The organism is Rhodanobacter sp. UC4443_H10 (assembly GCF_052978325.1).
In genome coordinates, this window is the sequence record NZ_CM129668.1 from 914,829 (window position 1) to 939,022 (window position 24,194).

Annotated in this window: 20 protein-coding genes and 1 pseudogene; 10 read left to right on the forward strand and 11 right to left on the reverse strand. The window is 69.4% G+C overall.

Annotation, left to right across the window (positions count from 1 at the left end; genetic code table 11):
- Window positions 1–13: 13 nt before the first annotated feature.
- Window positions 14–790: a TenA family transcriptional regulator gene (locus tag ACVCMB_RS04265; RefSeq protein WP_395118904.1), complete on the reverse strand. Its 777-nt coding sequence runs from the start codon at window positions 788–790 to the stop codon at window positions 14–16.
- Between the two features lie 267 nt (window positions 791–1,057).
- Window positions 1,058–3,796, reverse strand: a complete 2,739-nt coding sequence (locus ACVCMB_RS04270; protein WP_395118906.1) for a protein kinase domain-containing protein — start codon at window positions 3,794–3,796, stop codon at window positions 1,058–1,060.
- Window positions 3,797–3,957: 161 nt separating this feature from the next.
- On the opposite strand from ACVCMB_RS04270, the gene ACVCMB_RS04275 reads away from it, so the two are divergent.
- From ACVCMB_RS04275 to ACVCMB_RS04295, 5 genes are read left to right on the forward strand one after another with little or no spacing between them, the layout of a single operon-like run.
- On the forward strand, window positions 3,958–4,209 hold the full coding sequence (locus ACVCMB_RS04275) for a hypothetical protein (protein ID WP_395118908.1): 252 nt from the start codon (window positions 3,958–3,960) through the stop codon (window positions 4,207–4,209).
- A gap of 46 nt (window positions 4,210–4,255) precedes the next feature.
- Window positions 4,256–5,308: a hypothetical protein gene (locus ACVCMB_RS04280; protein ID WP_447106216.1), complete on the forward strand. Its 1,053-nt coding sequence runs from the start codon at window positions 4,256–4,258 to the stop codon at window positions 5,306–5,308.
- Window positions 5,309–5,365: 57 nt separating this feature from the next.
- On the forward strand, window positions 5,366–6,343 hold the full coding sequence (locus ACVCMB_RS04285; RefSeq protein WP_447106217.1) for a hypothetical protein: 978 nt from the start codon (window positions 5,366–5,368) through the stop codon (window positions 6,341–6,343).
- A gap of 17 nt (window positions 6,344–6,360) precedes the next feature.
- Window positions 6,361–7,104: a hypothetical protein gene (locus tag ACVCMB_RS04290; protein ID WP_447106218.1), complete on the forward strand. Its 744-nt coding sequence runs from the start codon at window positions 6,361–6,363 to the stop codon at window positions 7,102–7,104.
- Window positions 7,105–7,144: 40 nt separating this feature from the next.
- Window positions 7,145–7,807: a hypothetical protein gene (locus ACVCMB_RS04295; RefSeq protein WP_447106219.1), complete on the forward strand. Its 663-nt coding sequence runs from the start codon at window positions 7,145–7,147 to the stop codon at window positions 7,805–7,807.
- Between the two features lie 87 nt (window positions 7,808–7,894).
- Here the strand turns inward: ACVCMB_RS04295 and ACVCMB_RS04300 are convergent, their stop codons facing one another.
- The 4 genes from ACVCMB_RS04300 to pdxR form a co-directional block, all read right to left on the reverse strand.
- Window positions 7,895–8,650 (reverse strand): hypothetical protein, encoded by a 756-nt coding sequence (locus ACVCMB_RS04300; protein ID WP_447106220.1) that lies wholly within the window; start codon window positions 8,648–8,650, stop codon window positions 7,895–7,897.
- Between the two features lie 76 nt (window positions 8,651–8,726).
- Window positions 8,727–9,179 carry a hypothetical protein gene (locus ACVCMB_RS04305; RefSeq protein ID WP_447106221.1) on the reverse strand — a complete coding sequence of 151 codons (453 nt, stop codon included), beginning with the start codon at window positions 9,177–9,179 and terminating at the stop codon, window positions 8,727–8,729.
- The gene (locus ACVCMB_RS04310) at window positions 9,176–9,598 is read right to left on the reverse strand and encodes a CC0125/CC1285 family lipoprotein (RefSeq protein ID WP_447106222.1); all 423 of its coding nucleotides are present in this window, start codon (window positions 9,596–9,598) and stop codon (window positions 9,176–9,178) included. The genes ACVCMB_RS04305 and ACVCMB_RS04310 overlap by 4 nt, the downstream gene beginning before the upstream one ends.
- Before the next feature lie 123 nt (window positions 9,599–9,721).
- The gene (pdxR, locus tag ACVCMB_RS04315; protein ID WP_447106223.1) at window positions 9,722–11,155 is read right to left on the reverse strand and encodes a MocR-like pyridoxine biosynthesis transcription factor PdxR; all 1,434 of its coding nucleotides are present in this window, start codon (window positions 11,153–11,155) and stop codon (window positions 9,722–9,724) included.
- 131 nt (window positions 11,156–11,286) lie between these two features.
- Between pdxR and ACVCMB_RS04320 the strand changes: the two genes are divergently transcribed.
- From ACVCMB_RS04320 to ACVCMB_RS04330, 3 genes are all read left to right on the forward strand, one after another.
- Entirely contained in the window at window positions 11,287–12,084 is a 798-nt protein-coding gene (locus ACVCMB_RS04320; protein WP_447106224.1) for an MBL fold metallo-hydrolase, read from the forward strand.
- Between the two features lie 9 nt (window positions 12,085–12,093).
- Entirely contained in the window at window positions 12,094–12,564 is a 471-nt protein-coding gene (locus ACVCMB_RS04325; RefSeq protein ID WP_447106225.1) for a cupin domain-containing protein, read from the forward strand.
- 136 nt (window positions 12,565–12,700) lie between these two features.
- Complete coding sequence (locus ACVCMB_RS04330; protein WP_447100208.1) at window positions 12,701–13,108, forward strand: VOC family protein; 408 nt, start codon at window positions 12,701–12,703, stop codon at window positions 13,106–13,108.
- Between the two features lie 45 nt (window positions 13,109–13,153).
- On the opposite strand, the gene ACVCMB_RS04335 is transcribed toward ACVCMB_RS04330, so the two are convergent.
- The 4 genes from ACVCMB_RS04335 to ACVCMB_RS04350 all read right to left on the reverse strand — a co-directional run bounded on the left by ACVCMB_RS04335 (window position 13,154) and on the right by ACVCMB_RS04350 (window position 18,839).
- Window positions 13,154–16,753 carry a class I SAM-dependent DNA methyltransferase gene (locus ACVCMB_RS04335; RefSeq protein ID WP_447106226.1) on the reverse strand — a complete coding sequence of 1,200 codons (3,600 nt, stop codon included), beginning with the start codon at window positions 16,751–16,753 and terminating at the stop codon, window positions 13,154–13,156.
- Window positions 16,754–16,877: 124 nt separating this feature from the next.
- Window positions 16,878–17,249 carry an ArsR/SmtB family transcription factor gene (locus ACVCMB_RS04340; RefSeq protein WP_447106227.1) on the reverse strand — a complete coding sequence of 124 codons (372 nt, stop codon included), beginning with the start codon at window positions 17,247–17,249 and terminating at the stop codon, window positions 16,878–16,880.
- A gap of 4 nt (window positions 17,250–17,253) precedes the next feature.
- On the reverse strand, window positions 17,254–18,339 hold the full coding sequence (gene arsB / locus ACVCMB_RS04345) for an ACR3 family arsenite efflux transporter (protein WP_447106228.1): 1,086 nt from the start codon (window positions 18,337–18,339) through the stop codon (window positions 17,254–17,256).
- Window positions 18,336–18,839, reverse strand: a complete 504-nt coding sequence (locus ACVCMB_RS04350) for an arsenate reductase ArsC (protein ID WP_447106229.1) — start codon at window positions 18,837–18,839, stop codon at window positions 18,336–18,338. Before ACVCMB_RS04350 ends, arsB begins: the two co-directional genes overlap by 4 nt.
- A gap of 73 nt (window positions 18,840–18,912) precedes the next feature.
- On the opposite strand from ACVCMB_RS04350, the gene arsH reads away from it, so the two are divergent.
- Complete coding sequence (gene arsH / locus ACVCMB_RS04355; RefSeq protein ID WP_447106230.1) at window positions 18,913–19,677, forward strand: arsenical resistance protein ArsH; 765 nt, start codon at window positions 18,913–18,915, stop codon at window positions 19,675–19,677.
- 35 nt (window positions 19,678–19,712) lie between these two features.
- Here arsH and ACVCMB_RS04360 read toward each other — a convergent pair.
- Window positions 19,713–21,550, reverse strand: a pseudogene (locus tag ACVCMB_RS04360) (ABC transporter ATP-binding protein).
- 214 nt (window positions 21,551–21,764) lie between these two features.
- Here ACVCMB_RS04360 and ACVCMB_RS04365 point away from each other — a divergent pair.
- A complete protein-coding gene (locus ACVCMB_RS04365) occupies window positions 21,765–24,164 on the forward strand; it encodes a DUF3772 domain-containing protein (protein ID WP_395118941.1) in 2,400 nt (799 codons plus the stop codon).
- Window positions 24,165–24,194: the final 30 nt, after the last annotated feature.

Here is a 24,194-nt window from a genome sequence, read left to right on the forward strand (position 1 = left end):
GCAGTTCTGTACGTCAGGCGGCGGCTTCCCTCAGGGCCTCCAACTCGTAACGCGTGCCGATGCAATGATCCATGCTGATGCGCATGCTTACATAGCTGCGCTTGATGCAACTGGCAATATGTTCCACGTCGTGCGCGGCCGGGGTCGTCCCCATCAACGTGCAGACGATCTCCAGCGCCTCCCACGGATGGGTATCGTCATAAGCGGCATGAAGTTGAAGCCAGCGCAAACTGCCGGCACGTTCCTTCGGCGCGAAGCTCTCGGCATAGGCCTTGCTTTCGTATACGCGCTGCGACCACTCGCCAGTGGCCCCCTCGACGGCGTAGTTGGTGGCTGCGATGCTCGCCGCCAGCGAACCGCTGGCGCAAATCTCCTCGCACCAGTCCGCCAGGGTACCGGTGCCGTGCGGCGCCCGGCCGTTCAGCACGTCCTCGCGCTCAACGCCCGCGCCTTCGGCCCAGTTGAGCCAGTATTCGGCATGGTTCTGCTCCACGCGGATGTTGCGCACCAGCCAGCGCCGGGCCAGGTTGTCGCCGGGGCTGCGGCCGAAGCGGGTCTTGAGCAGGCTCAGCGCCATGTACGCCGGGAAACGCTCGATCACCGGCCAGATCCCGACCATGAAGTGACGCGTCGCCGTGTGGCTGAGCGAAGCCTCCCTCATCAGGTCCCACATCTCGTGCCGCACGACGCCTTGCTTGGCGGCTTCGCAATCGGCCACCATGTCCTGCGCCCATTGGGGGTAGCTGGTCAGTTCGGTGAGCGGGCCGGTACGTTCAAAACGGGTGTTCATCTTCCATCTCCTTACAGGTGGATGTTGCGGTGGTTCGCCTTGCCTGACCGCGCGCTGGACTGCTGCCGGTCCTGATCGGACGCCGCCGGAGGCGGCGCCACGGAAAAATGCCGCATCGGCTGCAATGGCGACGCACGAGCAGCGTGCCGCAGTGCAGGGGTTGCTGTCTGGATACCATGTCGCACTCCGCCCATTCACGCCAGCCGGCGGTCCGGACATCCGGATGCCTGGTTGGTTTTCGCGGGTTCGCGAGGGGGCGCTCGGCAATCACTGCGCGGCCACCGCGCTCTCGGGCAGGTCCTTGCGATAGCGGGCGATTTCATCCTCCGGTACGCCAGCGGCGCTCATGTTGCGCAATGCCTGCTGCATCCGTGCTGTCCCTTCGGCGCGCCTTCCCATGCGCAGCAGGATCTGCGCGTGCAGCGCGCCAAGCACGGAGGCGCGGCCCGGATCGGCAGTGCTGGCCTGGTAGGCCGCCGGATCGACATGCTCGATCAGGGCCAGCGCTTCGGCCTGGCGACCCAACTGGCTGAGCACGTCGGCGCGCGCGACGCGCGCCGCCTGCACCGCGGGACTACGTTCGCCGGACACCGCCACCAGGCCATCCTCGGCCGCGCGCAGATCGGCCAGCGCGGCGGGCAGGTCACCGGCCTCCTGCTCCTGCGAGCCAAGGTTGAGCTGCTCGACCAGGGTGTACTGGTGGCGAGGACCCCAGCGTGCCAGCGCGCGCCGGTAGACGTCGCGCTGCACCACCAGCGCCCTGGCCTCGTCGCCGCTCAGCGAATACAGGTAGCCCAGCGAACTCAGCGCCGTGATCGTGCCCTGCCCGCTGGGCCCTTGCGTCGCCTCGTAGTCCGCCAGCGCCTGCTGCGTGGCCACGATGGCCGCGGCATGGTGACCCTGCGCGCGCAGCGCGTCGCCCAGCCGCGAGTGCGCCAGCGCCAGCACCGCCCGGCCCACGCGCTGCTCGGTGTAGGCCGGCCCGCCCAGCACTTCGCGGGCGATCCGTTCGGCCTCGCCGGCCCGGTCCAGGCGCAGCTGGCAGCCGGCGATGCCCAGCAGCAGGTGGGCGGACATCAGCGCATCATCCGGATGCAGGATCTTCTGCGTGGTCAGCGCGGCACGGTAGTTGTCCAGCGCCACCTGCACTTGCAACTGCTGGTAGGCCAGGTCGCCGCGCGCCATGTGCGAGCGCAGGCTCACCTCTGACACTGCCTGGCGGGTCACGCCGGCGGCCGCATCGGCCTCGTCAAGGCGCGCCGTGGCCTGCTTGAACTGCGACATGTGCGCCTGCATCACCACCAGTTCGTACTCGGCCAGCAGGCTGCGTTCGTCCGCGCGGCCGAGCTTCTGGCGCAGCAAACCGGCTGCGGCCAGCAGGTGGGCCAGCGCCTTGCGGTAATCACCGGTGCTGCGATACGCGCGGCCCAGGGTCTGGTGCAGGCCGGCCGCCAACAGCGGTGCCTTGCCGAAGCGCTGGTCCACGCGCGTGGCCGCGGCATCGAGGATGTCGCCGAGGCGGGGGTTCTTCTCGTACCACGCCGGCGAGTCACCGCCGATGCCTGCACCCAGCAGGTCCTGGTTGAGGAATTGATTGGTCGCGGTAGCCAATGCGGCCTGCCGCTGCGCTTCGTCGCGGGCCACGCGGGCACGCTGGAACTGCCACAAGCTGGTAGCCAGGCCGACCAGCAGCAGCAGCACGGCGGCGACGATCCACGGCCGTCGTGCACGGCTGCGCTGCAGGCGCTGCTCGGCGCGATGCGCACGCGCCTCGGCCTCGCGCAGCCGGCTGCGTTCGACCTGGCGCGCCTCGCGCCGGCGCAATCGCGCGCACAGCTCGGCCACGCTGCGCAGCCGGCGCGCGGGCGCGCCGGCGGTCGCCGCGGCGATGTCCTCGCACAGCAACTCGTCGTCGACGTCGGCCTCCCATCCGGGTGCCAGCGGCCGGCGCAGGTCGCCCACTACCAGTTGGTACAGCATCAGGCCAAGCGCATAGACGTCGCTCTGCACCGTCGGCGGCTGGCCCGCCAGCAGCTCCGGCGCCAGGTACAGCGGGGTGGCGCTCGAGTCGCCGGCCGCCTGAGTCAGGGTCAGGCCCAGCGCGGTGATGCCCAGTTCCTGCAGGCGTTCGGGCTCGAGCAGCCGACTGGCGCCGAAATCCGCCAACCGCGGCTGCCAGCCGTCGCCGGCCGGCCGCATCAGCACGTTGGCCGGCTTGATGTCCTTGTGCAGCACGCCGACTTCGTGAGCGGCGACGATGGCATCGGCGATCTGCAGGAACAGCTGCAACCGCTGCGGCAAGTCCAGCGCGGCCAGGCCGGGCGAGCCGGCGGCCCATTGCGCCAGGTCCTCGCCGCCGTACTCGCATTCCAGATAGAACGGCGCGGTGGCGAAGTTCCAGTCGATCACGCGCACGAAGTCGACGCGCTCGCCCAGGCTCTCGCGCAACAGCCGGTGGATCGTGGCCTCGCGCTTGAGCGCCGCCAGGCGCTCACCGTCGGCACTGAACTTGTACACGCGCAATTCGCCGGTCTTGTCGTGGCGGGCCAGCCAGACCTCGTTGCCGTGCGCCGGCCCGAGCTGCTTGCGCAGACGGAAGTGTTCGCGTCCGGGCACGCTCTGCCCTGCGGCCAACGACAGCAGACTGTGCAGACGCCGGCCGGAAACGGTCCGCTCCACCGGCCCGTGCAGGCGATAACCGACCCGCGGCAGGTTGACGATGCGCCCATGCCCACCGGCGCCGAACGCCTTGCGCAGCTTGGCGACCGCGTTGGCCAGCACGTTGTCCACGGTAGGCCGCGCGCCCCATACCGTCGCGAACAACTCCTCGCGCGGCACCACCTCGTCGGCGCGACGCAGCAGGCAAGCGAGCACCTGCTGCGGGCGTTGCTCCAGTTCCACCGGCTGGCCGTCGACGCGCAACTCGCCGCGCGCCTCGTCGAATTCGACGTTGCCGAAGGTGTACCGATAAAGCGGTTGTTCGTCGCCCTGTTCGACCGGCTGCATAGGCCCCCCACGGGAACTATGCCGCAGATGGCAGTGCGGCGCGAGCCGCGCCCCGCAACGATCGCCACCGCCGTTAGTGATCGGTTAGGCCGCCGTGACGACTTGGCGGCCGCCGGCGTGCGCCAATCGCTCCGTCCACTGCCACTGCCGCGAAGCCCGCCATGCGATCCCTGCCGCATCCGTCCGCCGCGTCGCTGTTGCTGATCCTGGCCTGCGCCGCGGGATGCGACCACCGGACCAGTTGGGTCGATGTCGACGCCAGCGGCTGCAACGACGCGCGGATCAGCGCGATGAACCGCGACCGCGAGCTGGTGCACCAGATGGGTGCCGTGTGCGCGGTCAACGGCAAGGCGGCCACCGCCGACCGGCTGCGTTGCCACGGCAACACCCTGCAGGTGGCCTGCCGCGAATGACCGCTGTCGTACCCGTTGAACGTCCATCCGCCACGAGGTGATCCCGATGTCCACGCCAACCACTGCAAGCGCTGCCGGACCCGGCAGTTTCCTGTCCGCACTGGAAGCCTTGCGCAGCCCGGCCAACCTCGCCCTGGTCGCGCTGGCGGCGATCCTGGCGCTGGCGCTCACGGCGCTGGCCACGGCCGGCTTCGCCGCCGGCAGCATTGGCTCGACCTTCGGCCTGCTGCTGATGGTGCTCGCCTGGCTGGTGGGCGAAGCCGGCTACTGCGCCGTGACGCTGCGGCAGTTGCAGACGGGTCGTGGGCAGCGGCCGGCCGGCATCGCGGTCGCGGCGATCAGCGGCTTCTTCGCCGCGATCAAGGTGCTGCTGGCGATGCTGCTGCTGTGCATCGCGATGCTGTTGCTGCTGCTGGCAGCCGGCGCGCTGTTCCTGGTCACCCAGATCCCCGGCATCGGGCCGCCGCTCAACTACGTGGTGTTTCCGGTCGTGGCCCTGGTGGTGGGCGTGACGCTGTACGCACTGCTGTTCATCGCCGTGCCGCTGGCGGCGGTGGCTGCCTGCAACGGGCGCTCGGTGTTCGGCATCGTCGCCACCACGGTGCTGGTGATCCGCTCGCGGTTGTTCGACACCGCGCTGCGCGGCGTGTTGCTCAACCTGATGGCGGCGTTCGTGATCGTGCTTGGCGTGCTGATCGTCTCGCTCGGCGTGGCCACCTCCGGCGCGCTGCAGCAGATGGTCCACATCGGCCACGCCGGCTACGGCCAGCCGGGCGGCTACGGCAACGCCATGCTCGCCTTGGGCGGGATGGGCGGCGGCCTGCTCGGCGCACTGCCCGGCTTGCGGGCAGCGGGCGCCTCCTCGCTGGTGCTGTATTTCCTCGCCTTCAGCCTGGGCCTGGTGGTCTACGCCAGCGGCTGGGTGGTGATCTTCAACGACACCGCGCGCGACCTCGATCCGGCGGCCCTCGAAGCGCAGATGCGCACCCAGGCGGAGCGCGTGCAGCAGAAAGCGCGCGCGGCACAGGCCCGCGCCGCCCAGATGGCCCGCGAGCACGGCAGCAGCGCGGGCAACGACACGCCACCGCCGGATGCGTGAACGCGCCGGCCCGCACGACCCGGGCACTTCCCTATCCCTTCGATGAGGACCAGCACCATGCACACCACACAGCTTGCAGGTCTCCTGCTGATCGCCGGCCTGCTCTGCGCCTGCGGCGCGGACAAGCCCGGCGCGGCCACCGCCGGAAGCGATGGCCGAGCCGCGGCACCGGCGGCGGCGCCGTCCGGCGACGCGTCGGCCGAGGACGTCGCCGCCGCCGCGCGAGGCGATGTCGACTGCCCGGTCGATGCCGCGCCGAACGCTCCGGGCACGCCGGTGGACGACATCGTCGGCGTGCGTCCCGGCATGAGCTACGAGCAGGCCGCCAACGCGGTGATGTGCAGCGGCCCCTTGCTGGTGATCAAGCCCGAGAACAGTCGCGGCTTCGAGATCAACACCTTCGGGCAGACCGTCCGCCAGGGCTTCAGTGCGCGCTTCGCCGAGCCGCGGGTGAACAAGAGCGGCCGCCAGATCATGCAGGAGATGGAGCGCGATGCGATGGCGCGGGGCATGAACGCGGTCCGCCAGGACATGCAGCCGGGCCAGTCGAAGTGGTTCGTCGCCACGATGGGCATGCCGGGCCAGGAGAAAGCCATCAGCGTGGCCCGCGAGCAGTGGTTCGAGCAGGATCGCAACCCGACCGTGGACAGCGTCGAGCAGGCCCTGCTGGAGAAATACGGCGCCTCCACCGAGCGCAACGACCAAGGCGACACCCACCAGCTGCGCTGGGCCTACGACCCGCGCGGACGCCTGATCACCGAGACCTCGCCGCTGTTCAACCGGTGTCGCGGCGCCGCCGACCCGGACAGCGGCGTGAGCCTGTCGGCGGATTGCGGCCTGGTGGTGGCTGCCAACGTGGTTCCGCTGCGCGGCAATCCGGCGCTGGCGCAGTACCTGCAGGTCGGCGTGGTCGACCAGGCCGGCGGCTACCAGGCATTGACCGACACCCAGCAGGGGCTGCAGGCGATGGATGCCGAACGCCGCGCGCAACAGGTGCGCGACGCGGGCAAGAACGCCCAGGCGCCCCAACTGTGAGGTACGCAGGCATGCGCATGAATCCGATCCCCCGCACCGGCACGGTTCCGCTCTGCCTTGTGCTGGCAGCGCTGTTGCTGGCCGGCTGCGGCAAATCGCCAGCCGCACCGACCGCCGCCACGGCAGTGGGCGAGCCGGCCGCGGCAACGCCGACGCGACCGGCCGGAGCCGCGGCGCCCGGCGCCGATGCCGGCAGCCTGGCCGGCCGCAGCGGCACGCTGAACAACCCGGACAACGCCACCATGGTGTTCCTCTATTACGACCTGGCCGGCATCGCGCCGCCGGTCGACCAGTGGGTGGAGGCCGATCAACGCGTGCGCTACGCACCCGGTGCCGACAAGGCGGCACGCCGCGCTGCCGTGCGCGCCGAGTTCGAGGCCGGCCTGGCCGCAGTGCGCGGCGTGGGCATGCTGCAACTCACCCTCCAGGCGAACCTGAGCAGCTACGACCCCACCTACGGCGAGTTCACCGTGGGCGCGCTGTCGCCCGGCGCGGTCTACACCTTCAAGGCGCAGGAGCAGACCGTGAATCTCAAGTTCGACAACGCGCTGGCCGCACAGAGCTGGAGCGTGCCGAAAGACCAGGCGCAGGCGATCGTCGACAGGATCGGCAACGACTCGCTGCTGCTCGATGCCACCGTGCACATCCGCAAGGTGTTGCCGGGCCCCGGCGGCGGAACCGTGGTGGCGCACGTCGACTCGTGGAGCCTTCGCGACAGCCGCAGCGGCAGCACCGTGGCGCGTGTCACGACCAGGGACTGACCGTCCGCCCCAACCCTCCACCAGCCCAGGAGCCACCATCATGATCCGAGTCCGTGCCTTCGCCACCCGCCTGCCCGCACTCGCGCTGGCCACGCTGTTTGCCGTGGCCATGCCAGGCGTTCCCGCCCACGCGGCCGACTGTGCCGGCGTGTCCTGCTTCGATGCCGGTCCGTTCGTGGCCGAGGTGACCTCGGTCAGCCCGTCGTGGGACCGTACGCATCGCACCCACTTCCTGCGCCTCAACGTGCGCTTCCGCAACACCGGCAGCGAGCCCGTCTCGCTGGCCTTTCCGTGGCGCGGGGCGGCGACCATGACCGACAACTACGGCAACACCTATTCCATCGACTGGCGTTATCCCGAGCGCATCGTCGGCATCGCCGTGATCAGCCGCAGCGGGGTCAAGGGCAACTTCACCATCGCGCCGGGATCAAGCCGCACGGCCAGCTGGATCTTCAGCCGCAGCGTCGCGTCGACGCCGGTCGGCAACGTGTTCGCCGCCGACCTGCCGGTGGAGGATCTGCAGCCCATCCCCGGCCAGCAGAAGGTGCGCGTGGGCAACCAGTATTCGCTGGACTTCCAGCAACTGCGTGGCGGTTCGCTGGGCCTGCTCGGCGATGGCAACGGCAACGGCAACCGCGGCGAGCAGGCCGCCGCGGGCATGGGGCTGCTGCTCGACGCACTGTCGAAAAAGAAGCACCACTAGGGTCGCGGTGAGCGCAACGCCGCCGTCGGAGCCCGCGGACGGGCCCCGACGGACTTGGCGCGGCTGCCGGGATGCGGCCGGCTCCGCTCAGTGGCTCGGCGCCATCGGCGCCAGCACCGCCTCGGTCACGCTGCTGCCGTCGTGGCCGAACACGGAGTGGTTTTCCTCGGTGCGCCGCGACACCGCCAGCAGGCGCGTGCCGACCTGCTGCAACGCGTAGTCGGTGGTGGTGCCGAACTCGATGCTGATGAGCAGCTTGCGCCCCTTGATCGCCAGCATGTTGCGCACCGCCACCGGCACGCCATCGGCGCCCAGCCACACGCTGAGCTGGCCGGCGTACTTCTTGACCGACATCTCCTTGTTCGCTGACGGCGGCATCGGCACGTCGAACACCAGCAGGCGCGCCGGCTTGCCGTTGCGGGTGTCGTCGCGCTGGCTGGCCAGGGTCGCGCCGTCGAGCTGGCGCAGCAGCACCGGCGCGTAATTCACCATCGGCTGCACGTTGACCGGGCTCAATTGGCCGAGCAGGTCCTGCACCGGCGTCGGCGCATCCTTGTTCTTCGCGTTCACCGCCGCCTCGGCCGCGGCACGCTGCAGCAGCTCCGGCGAAAAATGCAGCTCCAGGCCATCGGTGCCGCTGCGCACGCCCAGCTGCAGCTGCGCGCGCTCGATCTTGCCGTCTTCCTTCTTCACCGTGCTGCTGACGCGCGCCGTGGCCAGCAGCGGCTGCGCCGGCTGCAGTTTGCCCAAGGTGGCACGCAAGTCGGACACGGCATCGGCCCGGGCCAGTGCCGGCAAGGCCAACGCGGCGAGCAGCGCGGCAAGGATCACGCGTGAGGTCATGGTACGGTTCCGGTCGCCAAGGGCGGCCAGTATCGCCTGCCCGGGCGGCGCGCACACGGTCGGCGCCGCCGGCAGTTCAACCGGCGTGCTTGTGCGGCACCGCGCGTACGGTCGGCTCGAACAGGATGCCCACGCGGCTGGCCGGCGCATCGCGATACAGGCCCAACACGCAGTGCTCCGCGCGCAACGCAAAGTCCGCGTAATAGACCACGCCCGGATAGGGCACGAAGGTCAGGTCGGGCGAACACGAATACATCCGCTGGTAGCCGCTTGCCACCAGCACCTTGAACAGCATCAGGCGCTCGCCCGTCGGCACCTGCAGCTCGCCGTGGCTGCTCTTGAGGTCGTAGCACCGGCGACCATCGCAGAAACTCAGCGGCATCGCTTGGCTGGCCAGGTTCGGCGACAGCTTGATCGTGGCCAGCGGCTGGCCGGCCGCCGGCTGGTACATCGGCAGCCCCGCGCAGCCGCCAAGAACGGCAGCGGCCACGGCGGTCAGCAGCCGGCGGATGACGTGATCGGCGCTCATCGGTGGCCTGCCTGTGCATGGACATAAGAGACGTAGCGCTTCTCGATCTCGCCCGCGTCGAGGTCGCCGGCGGAGTAGTCCTGGTCGAACAGCACGAACACCCAGTCGCCCATGTCGCCCGCCACCCGGCCTACGGTGAGGTCCATGGTGGGGCGGTCGCGGATGGCATCCGGCAGCGATTCGTACAGGCGGAAATACCGTTTGTGCCGCTGCAGCGCCAGCTCGGCGCAGCGGTACATCAGATAGGCGTGGGTGGTGTCGCGGTCGATGTAGCCGTTGCCGGAGAAACCCACCTTGAGCAGTTCACCCGGGCCGGGCTGCTCCCAGTAACCGCCGGTGTAACCGCGGATCACCCCCTTGTCGGAGTGATAGCCCGTGGCGCAGCCGCCAAGCAGCACGGCGGCCACCATCGCCCACATCCTTCTTCCCATCCCCTTCCCCCATTCCCTCGCCAGCCTGTCGCGGCGAAAAGCCGCCTCGATGCGTATCCGCCGACGCGTGCCGCGCGATGATGCACGGCCACCCCGGTGGCCGCAAGCGCTTCAGGCCAGGGCGCGGCGCAACTGGGCGAACGCCCTGGTGATGGCGTGCGGATCGATCACGCCGTAGCCGAACGTCACCGCCGGCTCGATCGTGCGCGTCATCGCGTAGCTGGCGGTGGATTCGGCGCCGACGGCGTGGCGCAGGATGATCGGCATGAGCCGGGCCGCCCGCGCGGGGTCGCGGAATCGCGCGGCCAGGTGCAGGCCGGCTTCGGAGGGAATCGGTTGCAACCAGCGGCCGAGCTCACCCTGCAGCGCGTCGAGCAGGGCCGCGCGACGCTCGGCGTAGATCGGCCGCATGTGGCGCACGTGCCGCGCGAGGTGGCCGTCGCGGATGAAGGCGGCAAGCGCGGCCTGGGTTATGCCGTCGCAATGCGAGTCGACGCAGTGCTTGACGGTGACCAGCCCGCTGCGCGCCCACGCCGGCGCCACCACGAAGCCCTTGCGCAGCGAGGGAAACATGCTCTTGGAGAAAGTGCCGACGTAGAACACCAGCGCGTCGCCATCCAGCGTCTGCAGCGCATCGAGCGGACGGTCGCCGAAGCGGAACTCGCCGTCGTAGTCGTCCTCCACGATCACCGCATGGCGACGACGCGCGAAGTCGAGCAAGTCGGCACGCCGACGCAGCGACATCGCCACGCCGGTGGGCGACTGGTGCGACGGGGTGACGCTGATGATGCGCACGTCGTCGGGCAGGCGCTCGACGCACAGGCCCTCGTCGTCCACCGGCAGCGGCACCAGTTGCGCGCCGGCGGCGGCGAACGCGGCGCGCACCGGCGGGTAGCCCGGTTCCTCCACCGCCACCTTCGTCTGCCCCGGCGTGACCAGCAGGCGGGCGATCAGGTCGACCGCCTGCTGCGCGCCGGAGGTGACGATCACATCGTCGGCGCCGCAGGCCACCGCGCGGGTGAACGCGACGTGCTGAGCGATCGCCTCGCGCAAGGCAGGGATGCCTTGCGACGGTGCATAGGCGAACGGTTCGCGCGCGCTCTGGCGCAGCGTCTGCGCCATCAGCCGGCGCCAGACCTCGTGCGGAAAATGGCGGTGGTCGGGAATGCCCAGACGGAAATTTCGCTCGGGCAGGCTGCGCGCCGGCGACGGCTGCAGGAACGGCGTGCGCCATGCCGGCGCGAAACGCGATTCGTCCGCGCCCGTGTGCACCGGCCTGGATCGCCGCCGAACGAACTCGGCGACCCGCGGCCGGGCGCCCTGACGTGGGGCCAGGTAGCCCTCTGCGATCAGCAGGTCGTAGGCGGCGACCACGGTATTTCGCGCCACGCCCAGGGCCTCGGCCACTTTCCGCGTGGCGGGCAACGCGGCGTGTGGTGGCAGGCGGCCGTCCAGGATCGCCGCGCGCAATTGCTGGTGCAGCGCCTGCGTGAGCGTGCCTGAGCCACGCGGCAGCAGCACGGGGAACGGAAAAACTGGTTCCATGGAATCTCTCGGGAATGGGTCAATCACAGGTCCAGATTATGCCTAGAGTCGGCACCGTACGGCGGGCACCGCCCGCCGTTCCCGAGTCGAAAAGCCGGCGGGCACCACCCCGCCCCAAGCGAGGCCAGACCATGACAAACGCCATCTGCGAAACCTGCGGCACGCAATACCCGAACGTCCCCACGCACTGCGCCGTCTGCGAGGATGAGCGCCAATACGTCGGCGCGCGCGGCCAGACCTGGACGACGCACGACGCCCTGAAAGCCACCCACACGCTGCGCCTGCAGGACGAAGCCGGCGTGCTCGGCATCGGCCTGGCGCCGGATTTCGCCATCAACCAGCGCGCGCTGTACCTGCCCACCGACGCGGGCAACATCCTGTGGGAAGCCTTGAGCCTGGTGACCGACGAGGCGGTCGCCGCCCTGAAGGCGCGCGGCGGCGTGGACCTGATCGCGATCTCGCACCCGCATTTCTACGCCGCGATGCTGGAGTGGAGCGAGGCGTTCGGCAACGTGCCGATCCTGCTGCACGAGGCGGACCGCGACTGGGTGCGCCGGCCGTCGCCGAACGTGCAGTTCTGGCGCGGCGAGGTCTACCGCCTGTCCGACGCGGTGACCCTGATCAACAGCGGCGGCCACTTCCCCGGCAGCACCGTGCTGCACTGGAAGAACGGGCCGCGACCCGGCGGCGCGCTGTTCTCCGGCGACGCGCCGCACGTCGCCAGCGACCGCCGCCACGTCTCGTTCATGCACAGCTACCCCAACTTCATGCCAATGCCGGCGGCCGACGTGCACCGCATGCGCTCGCGCCTGGCCGGCTGCGACTTCGGGGACGTCTACGGCTTCACCTGGGGCCGCAACATCATCGGCGGCGGCCGCGCGGCGGTCGATGCCTCGTTCGCACGCTATCTCGCCGCCATCGCCGCCTGAGGACACGCCATGAATCGTTCCTCCCGCCTGCACGACTATCTGCCCGCCCGCTTCAGCACCGCCGCCGCGCGGCACTGGGTGCCCTCCTCCACGCCCGGCAAGTCGTCCAGCCCGTTGCGCTTCTTCGCCGACGACCGCGGTTTCGTCGAGCTGCTGCGCATGGAACCGGGCACGGTGATGCCGCTGCATCGGCATACCGGCGAGATCCACGCGTACAACCTCAGCGGCACGCGCAAGCTGTGCACCGGCGAGCTGATCGGCCCGGGCGACTACGTCTACGAGCCGCCGGGCAACACCGACTGGTGGAAGATCGTCGGCGACGAGCCGATGCTGGCGCTGGTGATCGTGATGGGCACGGTCGAGTTCCTCGGCCCGGGCGGTGCGGTGACCGCCCGCGCCTCGGCCAGCACGCAACTGGCGGAGTACGAACGCCATTGCCGCGAGCTGGGCGTGGCGATGCCGGATGTGCGGGACCGCTGAACGTGGCTCGGCGACGACGCAGCCCGGGCGGCGGCGGCAACCTTCGCCGGCCGTGTCGAAATCGCCGCGCGCCAATCGTCTTACGGGAGACGAGCAGCGCCGCTCTCCGTATCCCCCACCACCGGAAAACCCCGCCATGCCCAAGATGATCTTCGTCAACCTGCCGGTCGCCGACCTCAAGAAGTCGATGGCCTTCTACGCATCCCTCGGCTTTGCGAACAACCCCCACTTCAGCGACGACACCGCCGCGTGCATGGTGTGGAGCGAGGCCGTCCACGTCATGCTGCTCACCCACGCCAGGTGGCGCGGCTTCACCGAGCGGCCGCTGCCGAGCGCAGGCGCCAGCGAAGTGATGCTGGCGATCTCGCTCGACGACCGCGCCGCGGTCGATGCCATGAACGGCACGGCCGCGGCGAACGGCGGCACGGCCGACATCAACCCCGCGCAGGATCACGGCTTCATGTACAGCCGCAGCCTGGCCGATCCCGATGGCCACGTGTGGGAAGCATTCTGGATGGACCCGGCGGCCATCCCGCCGGGTTGATGATGTCCGCTGCCGTGGTGGCCGCTGACGCAGCGCCCGGTACCGTCATCGGCTGCTGTAGCGGCCGTCCTGTTCGCGGGCGCGGCCCAGCGCCACCAGCATGTCGAGCAGTTGCGGCAGGCGTTTCTTCCACGGGCCGCGGGCGGTGAAGCGGGTCGCCAGCGCGTCCGCGTCGAGCGCGACCGGACTGGCGGCGAGCGCGTCGGCTACGGCACGCACCTGGGCCACCGCGTCCTTCGGCCACGGCAGCGGCTTGGCCGCGGCGGCCGGTGCAGCGGCTTCGTCCCCGCCCTGCCCGGCGGCAAGCTCGGCCTGCTCCGGTGCCGCCTGCGCGGTCGGGTGCTGGAATGCGGGGCGCAGCCAGCGGACCAGGCCGCGCGCTTCCTCCGCCGCGCGTTCCGCATTGAGCGCCACCAGCCGTTCGAGGATCGCCTCGTCGAAGGCGCGCTTCGCCTCGTCGCGGCTGGCGCCATCGGCGGGCGCGTCATTACCGTGCGCCACGCGCAGCAGCGGCAACAGGTCGCCCCAGCCGTAGGCATCGAGCACCGCCGCGTCGATCTCGTCGTGCAGCTGGCGCAGCACCGAGACCAGGCCCTGCTCGTGGATCACCCGCTCCTTCGCCGTCAGCGGCTCGCCGCTGCGCAGCTTGTCCAGCACGTTGTACATGCCGGTGAGGGTGAGGTCGGGGTGCGCGGCTTGCTGGTGTTTGCGGTGGGCGTCGAGTTGTTCGGCGAGATCGCGGAGCTTGGTTTGCTGCTCGTCAGTAGTGAGGGGGAAAGGGAAGGGGTCGAAGCAACGAGTTTTGTTGTAGCGAGGGTCGTTGCCAACGCCGAGACGGCCACCTGCACTCAAGCTCCAGGCAACGTGAGTCGTGCTGGAGAGGATTGAGAGGGCGGCTGCGTCGCTATCGGCGATGCAGACAATTGAGTGGTCAGCCATCACATCGCCAGCGATAAATTGAAATGGGCGGTGCTTGGATGTTTCTGTTGTTCCGATGTATCTGGACAGACCGTGCAGCGCCTTCCGCAACTGCGGTCTCTCCCAGCCAAAGCGCCACCACAGCGTCTTGAGAGCTGCGCGGTTGTTTTGGTCGCGCTCGGGCTTTACGTAGTCGATCACGTGCTGGAATGCGGCGGGATTCGCAGCGCGCGCTTGTTCCTGGCTCATTCCGAAGAAGTCGATCAGGTAGCGCTCGCGCGGAACCTGCAGCAGATCGCGACCGCCGACGTAACGCTTGATGACGGATTCTCCGTGCAAGCGGAGATGTGCGGCTTCCTCAGGCTCGACGATGAAGCCTGCGCCGTGCAGCGCGACGCCCATGCCGGCGATTCCGTCGTTTGCCCGAAGCGCCCGCGCCGAACCGATATTCGCGCCAATGCGAAGGTTGGCGTGGATGATGCCGCTGCCATGTTCAAGCTCAACTTGAGTTTCACCCTCAACTTGATCGAGTTCCCGAGTGACGCGCGCCATCCGTCCGATTTTTGCTTGCGTCGTGCCAACGGTCATCGCGATACGGACGGCCGCACCGTCAGTGCTATCCACCCACGGGTGGTCCGGCACCGCGAACACCAGCGAGAGCGGCATGCTTTTCCCTTCTCCCTTCGGGAGAAGGTGGCGCGCAGCGACGGATGAGGGTTCGGGCGAAGCGCGACGGCTCGCCCTGACCGCACCCTCATCCGCCCTTCGGGCACCTTCTCCCGGAGGGAGAAGGGAAGAAGCCATCGCGGCTTCGATGACGCGGCGGTTGAAGGTCTGACTGATGGAATTGGTGGTGATGAAGCCGAAGCGCTGCAATGCGCCACGGCTGGTCAGCACGGCGGCGTGATGCCACCAATACATGACGAGGTCAGCCGATTCGGGCACCTCAGGCCATGTGTCGCGCAGCGCTTCCACATAACCCTCGCCGAGCGCCGCTTTCATGCGCTTCGTGCCAATAAACGGCGGATTCCCCACCACGAAATCCGCCTCAGGCCACGCCGCCTTGCGCGGATTCACATACCGCTCCAGCGGCACGCGCTTGCTGTCGTCCGGCACGTCCTCGCCGGTGACGGGCGAGGGCTTCATGCTCACGCCGTCCCAGCGACTGACCGGCACGCCGCGTTCGTCGAGCACGTACTCCATGCGGTCGTAGGCCAGCACCGCATCGCGGTTCTCGATGTTGCGGAAGTCGCGGATCACCGGCTGCGGCGGGTTGATGTCGCCGCGGGTGCGGTAGTGCCATTGCAGGTAGCCGATCCACAGCACCACTTCGGCGATGGCGGCGGCGCGCGGGTTCAGCTCGATGCCGAGCAGCTGGTGCGGGTCGACGGTTTCGCCGCCGAGCGCGTCCGCGCGCTCGCCATCCAGCGCCAGGCCGGTCTGGCGGTAGCCGAGTTCGTCCAGCGCGTTGAACACTTCGCCTTCGAGGCGCTTCAGGTGTTCCAGCGTGACGTAGAGGAAGTTGCCGCTGCCGCAGGCAGGGTCGAGCACCTTGACCGTGCACAGGCGATGGTGGAATGCGCGCAGGGTCTTCACCGCCTCGTCGGCCTTGCCTTCGGCGGCGAGGGTGAGCGCGGCGGCATGGGCGTCGCTCCATTCGCCGCGCAGCGGCTCGATCACGGTGGGCAGCACCAGCCGCTCGACGTAGGCGCGCGGGGTGTAGTGCGCGCCGAGCTTGTGCCGCTCGCCGGGGTCGAGCGCGCGTTCGAGCAGGGTGCCGAAGATGGCCGGCTCGACGTGTTCCCACTTGGCCTTGGCCGCCTCGATCAGCAGCGCGACCTGCTCGCGGGTGAGCGGCAGCGTGTCGGGCTGCTTGAACAGCTTGCCGTTGAAGTGCAGCACCTCGCTGGCGATGGCGCCGCTGAAGCCGCCCTTGTCCATGTCGTGCCAGAGCAGGCCGAGCATGCGCATGGCGGTGTCGGGCTGGTCGGCGTATTTCAGCAGCAGGTCGCGGAAGCTGTCGCTCGGCAGCAGCTTCACGTCTTCGGCGAACATGGTGAACAGGCAGCGCATCAGGAACTGCGCGACCGCCTCGGCGCGGTGGCCGGCCGCTTCCAGGCTACGCGCCAGGGTGGCGAGCCGCGCGGCAATCTCGCGGGTGACGCGGGCGGATTCGCGACTGGGGTCGAGCGCGAGCGGGTCGGTCCAGATCGTGCGCAGGCGCGCGCGGATCTTTTCCTCGCGCAGCTCGTCGAGCGCGATGCGGTGGCTGCGCGGGTCGGGGAACGGCGTGTAGGTGGCGCCGGAGCGGCTGAACTCCGCATACAGCTCGATGCGGTTGCCCACATCCACCACCAGCAGGAACGGCGGGCGGCCCTCGCTGGCCGGCAGCGCGCGGGCGTACTGCTCGGCCTGGCTGCGTGCGCGCAGCATCGCGTCGTCGAAGCCCTTGGTATGGGTGGGCGCCTTGAGCTTCTTCGCTTCGAGCACGAAGCAGCCGCGCTTGTACAAGTCGATGCGTCCGGCCGAGCTGCTGCCGTCGCCGTGACTGAAGGTGACCGGCCGCTCGAACATGTATTGCTGCTCGGCATCCGGGTGCGGCGCTTCCACGTCGAGCAGCCGGCACAGGTCCAGCGCGAAGCTCTGCGCGGTGGACAGCTCCGAGGCGGTGACGCCGCGCCATTTGGCGATGAAGGCGTCGGCGGCTTCCATGCGGGTGGTCGTCATGAGTGCTTCACCGCGACGGCGAGTAGGTGTTCCACGATCATTCCTTTCGATAGCCCCGCCGCCGAGGATATCCGGTTCCGCGCCCTGCCCTCACTTCGCCGTCTGCGCCGCCGCGTGCAAAAGCTCAGGCCGAACCCGACCGCCGCCTGCCGGCCGCGGCCACGCGCTTGGCCGGCGCGCTCTTGCGCGTGGCCGGCGCGCAGGTGCCGCCGGACTGGCTGCAGCAGTGGTCGGTGAGGTAGCCGACCAGCGCGTCCATCGTCTCGATCACCGGCGCGTAGTAGATGAAGCGACCGCTCTGCCGGCTGCTCACCAGGCCCGCGTGCGACAGCTCCTTCAGGTGGAAGGACAGCGTGGCGTTGGGCAGGCCGAGCTTCTCCGCGATCGCGCTGACCGCCAGTCCTTCCGGCGCATGTTCGATCAGCAGCCGGTAGACCGCCAGGCGTGATTCCTGGGCGAGCGCGGCGAGGATGGTGATGGCTTGCCTGTTCTGCATGGCGCTACTCCCGGGCCGATTCATACCAGCGCTTGCTGCGGTTGACGATGCGCACCACCGACAGCATCACCGGCACCTCGATCAGTACGCCCACCACGGTCGCCAGCGCCGCGCCGGAATGCACGCCGAACAGGCCCACCGCGGTGGCCACCGCCAGCTCGAAGAAGTTGCTGGCGCCGATCAGCGCCGACGGGCCGGCCACGCAGTGCGGCACGCCGAAGCGACGATTGAGCCAGTAGGCCAGGCCGGCGTTGAAATACACCTGGATCAGGATCGGCACCGCCAGCAGCGCGATGATCGCCGGCTGCGCGAGGATCTGCCGGCCCTGGAAACCGAACAGCAGCACCAGGGTGGCCAGCAGTGCGCCCAGCGACACCGGCCCCAGCCGCTGCAGCAGTTTCTGCAAGCGCGCCTCGCCGCCGTGCGCCAGCAGCTGGCGCCGCAGCAGCATGCTGAGCGCCACCGGTACCACGATGTACAGCAGCACCGACAGCAACAGCGTGTTCCACGGCACCGTGATCGAGGAGATGCCCAGCAGCAGCGCCACGATCGGCGCGAACGCCACCACCATGATGGCGTCGTTCAGCGCGACCTGGCTCAGCGTGAACGCCGGCTCGCCGCGGCACAGGTTGCTCCACACGAACACCATCGCCGTGCACGGCGCGGCGGCCAGCAGGATCAGGCCGGCGATGTAGGAGTCGAGCTGTGCGGCCGGCAGCTGGCCGGCGAACAGGTGACGGATGAAGATCCAGCCCAGCAACGCCATCGAGAACGGCTTCACCGCCCAGTTGACGAACAGCGTGACGCCGATGCCCTTCCACTGGCGGCGCACGCCGCCGAGCGCACCGAAGTCGATCTTCAGCAGCATCGGGATGATCATCAACCAGATCAGCACGGCGACCGGCAGGTTCACCTGGGCTACCTGCATGCCGCCCAGCGATGCGAAGCTGCCGGGCAGCAGGTGGCCCAGCAGCGTGCCGGCGACGATGCACAGCAGCACCCAGAGCGTGAGCCAGCGCTCGAAGAAACCGATGCTGGCGCCGTCCGGAGCAACCGCGTCGGCGGCGAGTGCGGCGGATGGCTGGTTCATGCGTCGGCTTCCTCGCCGGTGAGGCTGCCGATGCGGTCGAGCGCCTGTTTCAGTTCGTCGCGGCCCATCGTTTCCACCGGCAGCTGCAGCAGTGCGGTGATCCGCCGCACGATCAGCGCGTGCGCACGCCGGAACGCCGCGGCGGCGTCCGCGTCCCGGGCGGCAGCCGGATCAGGCAGGCCCCAGTGACTCTTCACGAAATCGCCGAACAGCACCGGGCAGGTCTCGCTGGCGGCGTTGTCGCAAACCGTGATCACGATGTCCAGCGGCGGCGCGCCCGCTTCGGTGAAGCGGTCCCACGACTTGCTGGCGAGTCCCTCGGTGGCGATGCCGTGGGCCTGGAGTTCCTCGATCGCGTAGGAATTGACGCGCCCGGTGGGCTGGCTGCCGGCGCTGAACGCCGCGAAGCGTCCCGCGCCTAAATGATTGAGGGTGGCCTCGGACAGGATGCTGCGGGCCGAATTGCCGGTACAGATGAACAGGACGCGACACGGGTGCATGGGCGGCGGTTCCGGGTTGGTTTCCATATTTCCATAGTTATAGAATTGACAAACCAATGCAACAGGAACTGCCGTGATCCCGGACCTGCCCCATGTCGCCGCCGACGTGCTGGATACCCCCAGCCTGGCCAAGCTGGCCTTGCCGGCCGACGCCGGCCACCCGCCGCGCATCCTGATCCTGTACGGCTCGCTGCGCCCGCAGTCGTTCAGCCGCAAGCTGGCGCTGGAAGCCGAGCGCATCCTGCGCCACTTCGGCGCCGAGACGCGGGTGTTCGACCCGCACGAACTGCCCCTCCTGGACAGCGTGCCGGCCAGCCACCCCAAGGTGCAGGAACTGCGCGCGCTGTCGCTGTGGTCCGAGGGCCAGGTGTGGGTCAGCCCCGAGCGGCACGGCACGATCACCGGCGTGTTCAAGAACCAGATCGACTGGTTGCCGCTGGAAGACGGCAGCGTGCGGCCCACGCAGGGGCGCACGCTCGCGGTGATGCAGGTCTGCGGCGGCTCGCAGTCGTTCAACGTGGTCAACACCCTGCGCGTGCTGGGCCGCTGGATGCGCATGCTGACCATCCCGAACCAGTCCTCGGTGGCCAAGGCCTGGCAGGAGTTCGACGACGACGGCCGGATGAAGCCCTCGTCGTTCTATGACCGCGTGGTGGACGTGATGGAGGAGCTGTTCAAGTTCACCCTGCTGGTGCGCGGGCGCAGCGACTACCTGGTCAGCCGCTACAGCGAGCGCAAGGGCGCCGCCGCGGCGAAGGCGCTGACGGCGGCGGCCGAGGTGCTGGAAAGCGCGGCGACGGCGGGCAAACCCGCCTGCTGCAGCGGCGCGGCATGTTGAGCCCGCAGCTCTCGTAGGAACCCGCCAGCGGGCTCCTACGGGAGTGCATCCTCCGCCGCCACGAAGCCACCGGTTTGCCGCTTCCACAGTCGCGCGTACAAGCCCTCGTGCGCGATCAGCTCGGCGTGCGTGCCGGTCTCGACGATCTGCCCCTTGTCCAGCACCACCAGCCGGTCCATCCGCGCGATGGTGGAGAGGCGATGGGCGATCGCGATCACCGTCTTGCCCTGCATCAGGATGTCCAGGCTGTCCTGGATCGCCGCCTCCGCTTCGGAGTCGAGCGCCGAGGTTGCTTCGTCCAGCACCAGGATCGGCGCGTCCTTCAGCAGCACGCGGGCGATCGCGATGCGCTGGCGCTGGCCGCCGCTGAGTTTCACGCCGCGCTCGCCGACCAGGGCGTCGTAGCCGCGACGGCCCTCGCCATCGCTGAGCTGCGGGATGAATTCGTCGGCGCGCGCCTTGCGCACGGCCTCGGCCACCTGCGCTTCGCTGGCATCGGGGCGGCCATAGAGCAGGTTGTCGCGGATCGAACGGTGCAGCAGCGAAGTGTCCTGGGTGACCACGCCAATCTGCGAGCGCAGGCTTTCCTGGGTGACGTGTGCGATGTCCTGGCCGTCGATCAGGATGCGCCCGGCCTCGAGGTCGTACAGCCGCAGCAGCACGTTGACCAGGGTGGACTTGCCGGCGCCGGACGGGCCGACCAGGCCGATCTTCTCGCCCGCGCGCACGTCCAGATCCAGCCCGGCGATGACGCCGCCACGCTTGCCGTAGTGGAAGTGGATGTGCTCGAAGCGCACCGCGCCGTTGGTCACCTCCAGCGGCATCGCGCCTTCGCGGTCCTGCACCGCGCGCGGCTGCGAGATGGTGGTGATGCCGTCCTGCACGGTGCCGACGTTCTCGAAGATGCCGTTGACCACCCACATGATCCAACCGGACATGTTGTTGATGCGGATCACCAGCCCGATCGACAACGCAATCGCCCCGGTGGTCACCCGCCCCTCGCTCCATAGCCAGATCGCCAGCGCCGAGGTGCCGGTGATGAGGAAGCCGTTGAGCGCGGTGATGCTGACGTCCATGGCCGTCGTCAGGCGGGTCGTCAGGCGATGCTTGTCGATCAACTCGCCCATCGCCTCGGCCACGTATGCCTCCTCGCGGCGCGTGTGGGCGAACAGCTTCAGCGTCATCACGTTGCTGTAGCCGTCGACGACGCGGCCCATCAGCTTCGATTTCGCCTCCGAGGATTTCCACGAGCGCTGTTTCACCCGCGGAATGAAGAAGGCCAGCAAGCCGATGTAGCAGAAGATCCACGCCGTCAGCGGTACCGCCAGCCAGCCGTCGGCCTGCGCGAACAGCGCGATGGCGCTGCCGGTGTAGATCACGATGTACCAGATCGCGTCCACGATCTGCACGGCCGAATCGCGCAGCGAGGCGCCGGTCTGGATGATGCGGTTGGCGATGCGCCCGGCGAAATCGTTCTGGAAGAAGCCCAGGCTCTGGCGGATCACGTAGCGATGGTGCTGCCAGCGGATGCGGTTGGTGAGGCTGGGCAGGATCGCCTGGTTCACCAGCAAGTCGTGCAGGCCGCCGAGCAGCGGCCGCGCCACCAGTGCGACCAGCGCCATCCAGATCAGCGCCTGGCCGTGCAGGCGGAACAGGTCCGCCGGCGTGCCGCTGGCCATGTCCACGATGCGCCCGATGAAGCCGAACAGCGACACCTCCACCACCGCCACGCCAAAGCCGACCACCAGCGTGGCGGCGAACACCGGCCACACCTGGCGCAGATAGAACACGTAGAAACGCACACCGGCCGCGGCGGCATGCCGTCGGCCGGTTCCTTGAACGCGTCGATGAGGGATTCGAACCAGCGAAAGATCATGGGCGGCACGCAGCAGGCAGGTTCTCTAGCGTGGGTGCGCGGCTGGCTGCATGCAAGGACCCAAGCGTGACCAGCGGCGGCGACTGCGGCAGGCCAGGCGCGCTTGCCCGCGCTTGCCACCGCGCAACCAAGCTGAACCGTCGCCGTGCCTTTCGCCGCGCAGGACGCCAACACGATTGACCGCCTGTCGCACCGCTCCGATCATGCGCGGATGCCCACACCATGCCGCTTCCTCCTGCTCGCCCTGCTCGCCTGCGGCAGCCTCGCCGTGCACGCCCAGCAAGGCGACGCCGCGCCGGCATCGGCGGCGAGCGCCGCCACGCCGGCGCAGTCGCTGGAGCAGTTGGACGATCGCCTCGATGCACTCAAGGCAGCACTGAAGGACAAGCAAGCCGCCAGCTCGCTCGGCGACCTGCGCAACGACGCGCTGGCGGTGCAGGACCAGGCGCGGCAACTGGCCAGCGACCTGGCGCCCCAGCTGGCCGCGCTGCAGGCGCAGCTCGACGTGCTGGGCCCGCCGCCGGCCAAGGGCGCGGCGCCGGAAGCGCCGCAGGTCGCGGCCCAGCGGCGGCAACTGGACAAGGCCGGCGCCGCGCTGGATGCACGGATCAAGCAGGCGCAGCTGCTGGGCCAGAACGCGCTGCAACTGGCCGCGCAGATCACCGGCATGCGCAACGACGCGTTCCAGGCGCGGCTGGCCTCGCGCACGGCATCGCCGTTCGGCCGCGCATTCTGGAGCGAGCCGGCGCGCAGTTTTCCCGATGACCTGGCACGGCTGGACCGCCTCGGCGGTCGCGTGGCCGATGCCTGGAGCGAGGCGTGGGAAGCGCCGAACCGCACGCCACTGCTGCTGTGCCTGATTGGCGCATTGCTGTGGCTTGGCGTGGGCCGCTGGCTGCTCGATCGGCTGCTGTTGCGCCTGGCCACGCGCCACGTGCCGGACGGCCATCTGCGCCGCAGCGCGATGGCGGTGGCGGTCGCGCTCACCGCGCTGCTCACCACCGGCATCGCCGCCCAGCTGGCGTACCTGGGCCTGAACTGGAACGACATCCTCGCACCGGACCTCGACGCGCTGGCGCGCTCGGCGGTACGGCTGGTGCTGTTTGCGGCGTTTGTCACCGGGCTGGGCCGCGCGCTGCTCTCCGTGCGCCGGCCGAGCTGGCGCCTGCCGCCGCTGTCCGACCTGGCTGCGCAGCGCCTGCGCATGCTTCCCTGGCTGCTCGGCGCCGCCGCGTTGCTGTTCGGCCTGGTCGAGCGCATCAGCCGCACGATCGGCTCCAGCTTGCCGACCACGGTGGCCACGCGCGGCGCGGTGGCGCTGGTGGTCAGCGGTCTCATCGCGGCGGGCTGGTGGCGTTTGCGTGGGGCGCGGCGGCAGGCCGCGGCCGAGGGCGTGGTCGAACATCAGCCGTTGTGGGTCGGCGCGCTCGGTGCCGGCGCAGTGCTGGGCGTGCTGGTGAGCTGGCTGGGCGTGGCCACCGGTTACATCGCGCTCGCGTTCTTCGCCGCGGTGCAGATGCTGTGGGTCGGCGTGGTGGTGGCCAGCGCGTGGCTGCTCGGCCACCTGTTGAACGACCTGATCCACGTGGCGCTGTCGCCGCACGAACGCGGCGGCCAGCGGCTGCAGGCATCCTTCCAGCTGGCGCCGCATGCGCTGGACCAGGCCGCCACCCTGCTCGCCGGCATCGCCAAGGTGCTGCTGACCCTGCTGGCCATCGCCATCGTGCTGACCCCGTTCGGCGCCGGCCCGGGCGACCTGCTGGCCAGCGCCCTACGCACCTTCGGCAACCTGAAACTGGGCGATCTGCCGATCAATCCCGGCAACATTTTCCGGGCGGTGCTGGTGCTGGTGGGCGGCGGCGTGCTGCTGCACATGCTCAAGCGCTGGCTGCGCGAGCAGTTGCTGCCCAAGTCGACGATGGAACCGGGCATGCAGGATTCCATCGTCACCCTGCTCGGCTACCTCGGCGGCCTGCTGGTGCTGGTGCTGACCCTGGCCGCGCTGCACGTCAACCTGACCAGCATCACCTGGATCGTCAGCGCGCTGTCGGTGGGCATCGGCTTCGGCCTGCAGGCGATCGTGCAGAACTTCATCTCCGGCCTGATCCTGCTGGTGGAACGGCCGGTGAAGGTGGGCGACTGGGTCAGCCTCAACGAGGTCGAGGGCGACATCCGCCGGATCAACGTGCGCGCCACGGAGATCCAGTTGTGGGACCGATCCACCGTGATCGTGCCGAACTCGCAGCTGATCACCGAGAACGTGCGCAACGTGACCCAGGCAAACGCGCTGGGCCGCGTGCAGATCAAGCTGCCGATGCCGCTGGACACCGACGCCGACAAGGTACGGGCACTGGCGCTGGAGGTGCTCGGCGCACACCCGGGCACACTGGCCGCGCCGGCGCCCTACGTGCAACTGGAGGGCCTCGATGCCGGCTCGATGACCTTCAACTGCGTGGCCTACGTCGGCAGCCCGCGTGACACCGGCGGCGTCAAGAGCGACCTGCTGTTCGAACTGCTGCAGCGCCTGCGCCGCGCGCGACTGCCGCTGGTGCGCGCGCAACTGGTGCGCACCCTGCCACCGCTGGCCGAGGAAGACGAACAGACGGGCTGAGCCGGCACGCCAGACTGCCGCGTATCCACG